Origin of the sequence: Oerskovia douganii (genome assembly GCF_015142735.1) — a bacterium.
Taxonomy (GTDB): domain Bacteria; phylum Actinomycetota; class Actinomycetes; order Actinomycetales; family Cellulomonadaceae; genus Oerskovia; species Oerskovia douganii.
In genome coordinates this window covers 1-4,523 of the sequence record NZ_JACSPN010000048.1, presented here as the reverse complement: position 1 = coordinate 4,523, position 4,523 = coordinate 1, and the positions used below count along the sequence as shown (strand labels likewise).

The window sequence follows — 4,523 nt, the reverse complement described above, 5'->3', positions numbered from 1 at the left end:
CGGTCGACCGCGCGAGCACGCGACCCGTCGGGCCGGAGGGAGCCTGCGGCGCCGTCAGCCGCGCTCGAGGACGAGCGCGAGGGCGTCGGCGAGGGAGATGGACTCGCCGTCGCGGCCGCCCTTGCCGAGCACCAGCGGCGGGTCCGACGCTGTGAGGACCGCACCCCGCAGACGCGCCGAGAGGCCGCCCGGGACGCTCAGGACGTAGAACGATCCGTCGGTGCCGACCGCGAGCGTCCGGTTCTTGCGCAGGTACCAGCCGAGCGTGCGGGTCCGGTACGTCGCGTCGCCCGCGTAGGAGCGTGCCTGGAGCGGTACCGGGGCGATACCCCGGCGCTGGGCCTCCGCGACGAACTCCCGCAGCAGGACCGCGGCCTCGGCGGACTCCAGCGCACGCCGTCGTTCGAGCTCGGCGGCCTGGTGCGCCGCGGCCTCGGTGCGCCGGGCGCGCCAGGCGGCGACGTCGTCGGGCCCGTCGGTCGCCGGAGCCCGAGGACCGGCGGCGCCACCACGGTCGCCGTCCCTCTCCGGACGCGGCGACGGCGACGACCCGGGAGCCGTGCGCCCCGTGCCGTCGCCGTCGGTCGTCATGGTTCTCAGCCCTTGGTGCGGGCCGAGGCCTCGGGCTGCTCGGCGGGACGGTCCTGCCCCTCGCCCTCCGACTCCGCGGCCTCGACCTGCGGGAACTCGGCCGTCATGAGGTTGGCTGCGCGGGCGCGCTGCGCGGGCGTGCCCGCGATCGCGGCCGGGGGAGCGCCCTTGGCCTTGGCGGCCACCGCGTCGCTGTCGCCCAGGAGCCCACGCAGCTCGTCGAGGTACGTGTTGATCGACTCGTGCTGGCGCGTGAGGTCCTCGAGCTGGCGCTGAGCCGCGGCCCGCTGCTGCTCGGCCTCGGCCTTGGCGTCCCCGACCGTCTGCTCGGCGAACTCGCGGGCCTCGGCGACCACGCGGTCCGCGTTGTGCCGGGCGGTCGCGATGACCTCCTTGACGTACTCGTCGGACTCGGTGCGGACCTTCTCGGCCTGCTCGAGCGCCGAGACGACCCGGGCCTCGGCGTCGGACGCGTGCGCCTCGGCCGTCGCGACGAGCTTGTCGGTCTCCTCCTTGGCGACCTGGTGGCGTGCCGCGCTCTCGAGCTCGGCCTCCTCGCGGCGACGGGCGATGTCCAGCTCGGCCTCGGCGAGGGCCGTGCGTGCCTTCTCGCGCAGCTCCTCCATCTCGGTCGTCACGGCGTTCGCGGCCTCCGACGCGGCCCGCTTGGCCTCCGCGACCTGACGCTCCGCCTCGCGGCGCGTCGTCTCGCGCAGCTCGGTGGTCTCGCGCTCGGCGGCCTCGCGCATCGCGGCGGTCTCGGCCGAGACTCGGGCGCGCAGCTCGGCGGTCTCGCGCTCGGTCGCGACGCGCAGCTCGGTGGTCTCGCGCTCGACCTGGGCGCGCAGGGTGCCCAGCTCGCGCTCGAGGCTCGAACGACGCTCGCTCTCCTCGGTGTTCAGCGCGCTCTGGATCCGGGCGGCCTCGCGCTCGGCGGACCCCACGAACTCCTCGGCGCGGCGCTGCGCACCGACCAGGGTGCTCTCGGTCTCCGCGGCGGCGGTGGACCGGATCTCCTCGGCCTCGCGACGAGCGTTCGACAGCAGCTCGGCGACCTCGTTCTCAGCACGCGAACGGATCTGCCCGCCCGCGACCTTGGCGCGGGACATGATGTCCACGGCCTGGGCGTTGGCCTGGGCCAGGATGTCCGCGGACTGCTCCTCGGCCGACCGCAGGAGCTGCTCGATGCGCGAGCCGAGGCCCGCGTACGACGGACGGTCGGACTCGCGCAGCTGGCGCTGGGCGTCCTGGAGGTCCGACGTGAGCTGAGCGGCCTTGGCGTCTGCCGCCTGCGCGCGCTGTCGGGACTCCTCGAGGTCCTTCTCGAGCTTGGCCAGCTGGCCTTCCACCATGATGCGGTCGTAGCCGCGCATGGTGATGGGGAACAGTGTGCGTTCGTCGGACACGGGTCGACCTTCCGCCTTGGGCTGGTCCACACCAGCATGGGGGTCGGGCGAGGGGTGCCGGCGCGTCACCGGCAGCCCGACCTGTGGATCGTCCACCAGGATACGTGGCCTGGCTGTGTCCTGAATACCCGGAATAGGTACCGTCAGGGTGTCGCGAGGACTTGGTGAAGAGTCTGGGGCGATCGTCGCCATCCGGCGAACTTTCGATCCAGACGTGTGTTCGCCTCTATTGTGGATTGTCCATGACGAAGGGAAACTCGGTGCTTCAACGAATCCTGGCCGCCGGCCTGATCGTGCTCGGCCTGGTGGGGATCGGCACGGGGGTCGCCTCGGCGACGATCTGGCGCGAGAGCGAGACGGTGGTCGCCTCGACCTCCGCCGACGGCTCGTCGCCCCTGGTCCTCTCCGAGCCCGGCGTCCTCGACATGGTCGCCGGTGACGTGACGGTCACGGCCAAGACCCCCGACGACAAGCCCGTCACGCTCGTGATCGGGCGAGAGGTCGACGTCGAGGGATGGGTCGGCGCCGACGCGCACTCGGTCATCACGGGCCTCACCGACTGGGAGACGCTCTCGACGCGGTCCGTCGCGGCGGCACCCGCGGAGGGCGAGACCCCTGCGGAGGGCGAGACCCCTGCGGAGGGCGAGGTCCCCGCGGGAGAAGCCACCGTGGAGACGCCCGTCGTCGGCGTGGACCCCGCGGGGTCCGACATGTGGTTCGCCGAGGCCGCGGGCGCCGGCGAGGTCAGCCTGCGCTGGTCCGACCGCCCCGGTCGGTGGAGCCTGCTCGCCGCCGGGACGGGCGAGGACCCCGCCTCGCCCGTGGTCACCCTGACCTGGGCGCGCGAGGTCTCGACACCGTGGCAGTGGCCGGGGATCGCCGGTGGCACGCTGCTCCTGCTCGCCGGGCTCGCGATCGGCGTCGTCTCGTTCGTCGGTGGCAGGAAGAAGAAGGACGGCTCCTCGAAGCCGACCACGAAGCGCACGGGGGGCGGCTCCCGCGGGGCGACGAACGGTGCGCCCGGCACGCCGCCGGCCTCCGACCCGGCGCCCGGCACGGACGCGACCTCTCACCAGCAGGTCGCGGCGCCGGTCGCGACAGCGGGCCTGACCCGTCGTGAGCTGCGGGAGAAGGCCGAGCGGGAACGCATCGAGTCCGAGCTCGCCTCCCAGGAGACCGCACGCTCCCAGCGTCCACGCGCCGCCCGGTGGATGACCGGTCAGATCCCGGTCGTGCCCGGCCGGCAGAAGAACGCGACCGCGGCCCAGCCCGTGGTGCCCGCGCCCACCACCGACCCGCAGGCGGGCGCCGCCGGCGGGTCGGCCGCCCGGGCGGACGCCTGGCGCCAGGCCTGGGGATTCGGCCAGACGCAGGCCGCCCCACCCACGTCCGACGACGACCCGTCCCAGACCCCCGACACGACCGGAGGAGACCGATGAGCATGCGAACGACTCGCCGCTCCGCGACCCGCACGGCCGCAGTGGTCGGTGCCGTGGCCGGTGCGCTCCTGCTCGCAGGCTGCACCTCGCCGCTGCCCGCCCCCGACCCCGACCCGACGCCCAGCGAGGCCGTCCCCGCACTGACCACCGACCAGATGGCCGAGGTGCGCACGGCGGTCGGGACCGCGCTCGAGCAGGCCGGTGCGACCAACGACGCCTCCCAGCTCAGCAGCCGCCTCGCCGGCCCGGCGCTCTCGCTCCGCACGAGCCAGCTCGCGGTCGCCGCGGCGCGAGGCGACGGAAGCCTGATCACGCAGCTGCCGACCGACGTCCAGCAGGACATCATCACGACCACGGACACCTGGCCCCGCCAGGCCTACGCCGTGACGGTCCAGCCCGAGGACCTCCAGTCCCCGCGCCTCCTGGCGTACGAGCAGGGCACGGCCCGCGACCCCTACAAGCTGTGGGCATGGGTCCGCCTCTTCCCGAGCGCGACCCTCCCCACGTTCGCGGGCGCTGCGGTCGGCAGCGAGGCCGTCCCCATGGACGACTCGTCCCTCCTCGTGACCCCTGCGGACGCCGTGGCGCAGTACGCGGACGTCCTGACCCTCGGGACGGGCTCGGCCTTCGCCGCGTCGTTCGCGGAGGACCCGCTGCGCGCGTGGGTCGCGAGCAACGCGACCCTGCAGATGACGGAGCTGGCCAAGGCCGAGGGCACCATGACCATGACCTTCACACCGATGCCCGACCAGGCCCGTGCCGTGCGCACGGCCGACGGCGGCGCGATGGTCGTGGCCGGGTTGTCGGCCCTCGAGACGCGCACGGTCGAGGCGGGCGGGACCATCGCACCGGGCTCGGAGACCGAGAAGGCGATCTTCGGCTCCACCCCGGCGACGAACGTGCTCAACGTGGGCTACACGACCATGGTCGCGATGTACATCCCGCCCGCGGGCGCGACCACCGGGATCCAGGTGCTGGGGATGGAGAACGTGGCCACCTCGGTCGCGACCGCCTGACGACCGGGGCCCCCGGGGCCGGTCGCCGTCCGTACCATCGGCAGCTCCGGTCGCCCGCCGCACGGCGGGCG

Annotated in this window: 4 protein-coding genes; 2 read left to right on the top strand and 2 right to left on the bottom strand. The window is 74.2% G+C overall.

Features of this window, described 5'->3' with window-relative positions; genetic code table 11:
• Positions 1-54 precede the first annotated feature (54 nt).
• Positions 55-591 carry a hypothetical protein gene (locus H9623_RS19030; RefSeq protein WP_227748928.1) on the bottom strand — a complete coding sequence of 179 codons (537 nt, stop codon included), beginning with the start codon at positions 589-591 and terminating at the stop codon, positions 55-57.
• A gap of 5 nt (positions 592-596) precedes the next feature.
• Positions 597-1,997 carry a coiled-coil domain-containing protein gene (locus H9623_RS19025; RefSeq protein ID WP_193721568.1) on the bottom strand — a complete coding sequence of 467 codons (1,401 nt, stop codon included), beginning with the start codon at positions 1,995-1,997 and terminating at the stop codon, positions 597-599.
• A gap of 242 nt (positions 1,998-2,239) precedes the next feature.
• On the opposite strand from H9623_RS19025, the gene H9623_RS19020 reads away from it, so the two are divergent.
• Both H9623_RS19020 and H9623_RS19015 read left to right on the top strand, forming a co-directional pair.
• Positions 2,240-3,436, top strand: a complete 1,197-nt coding sequence (locus tag H9623_RS19020) for a hypothetical protein (RefSeq protein WP_193721567.1) — start codon at positions 2,240-2,242, stop codon at positions 3,434-3,436.
• Positions 3,437-3,438: 2 nt separating this feature from the next.
• Positions 3,439-4,452, top strand: a complete 1,014-nt coding sequence (locus H9623_RS19015; protein ID WP_227748927.1) for a hypothetical protein — start codon at positions 3,439-3,441, stop codon at positions 4,450-4,452.
• Positions 4,453-4,523: the final 71 nt, after the last annotated feature.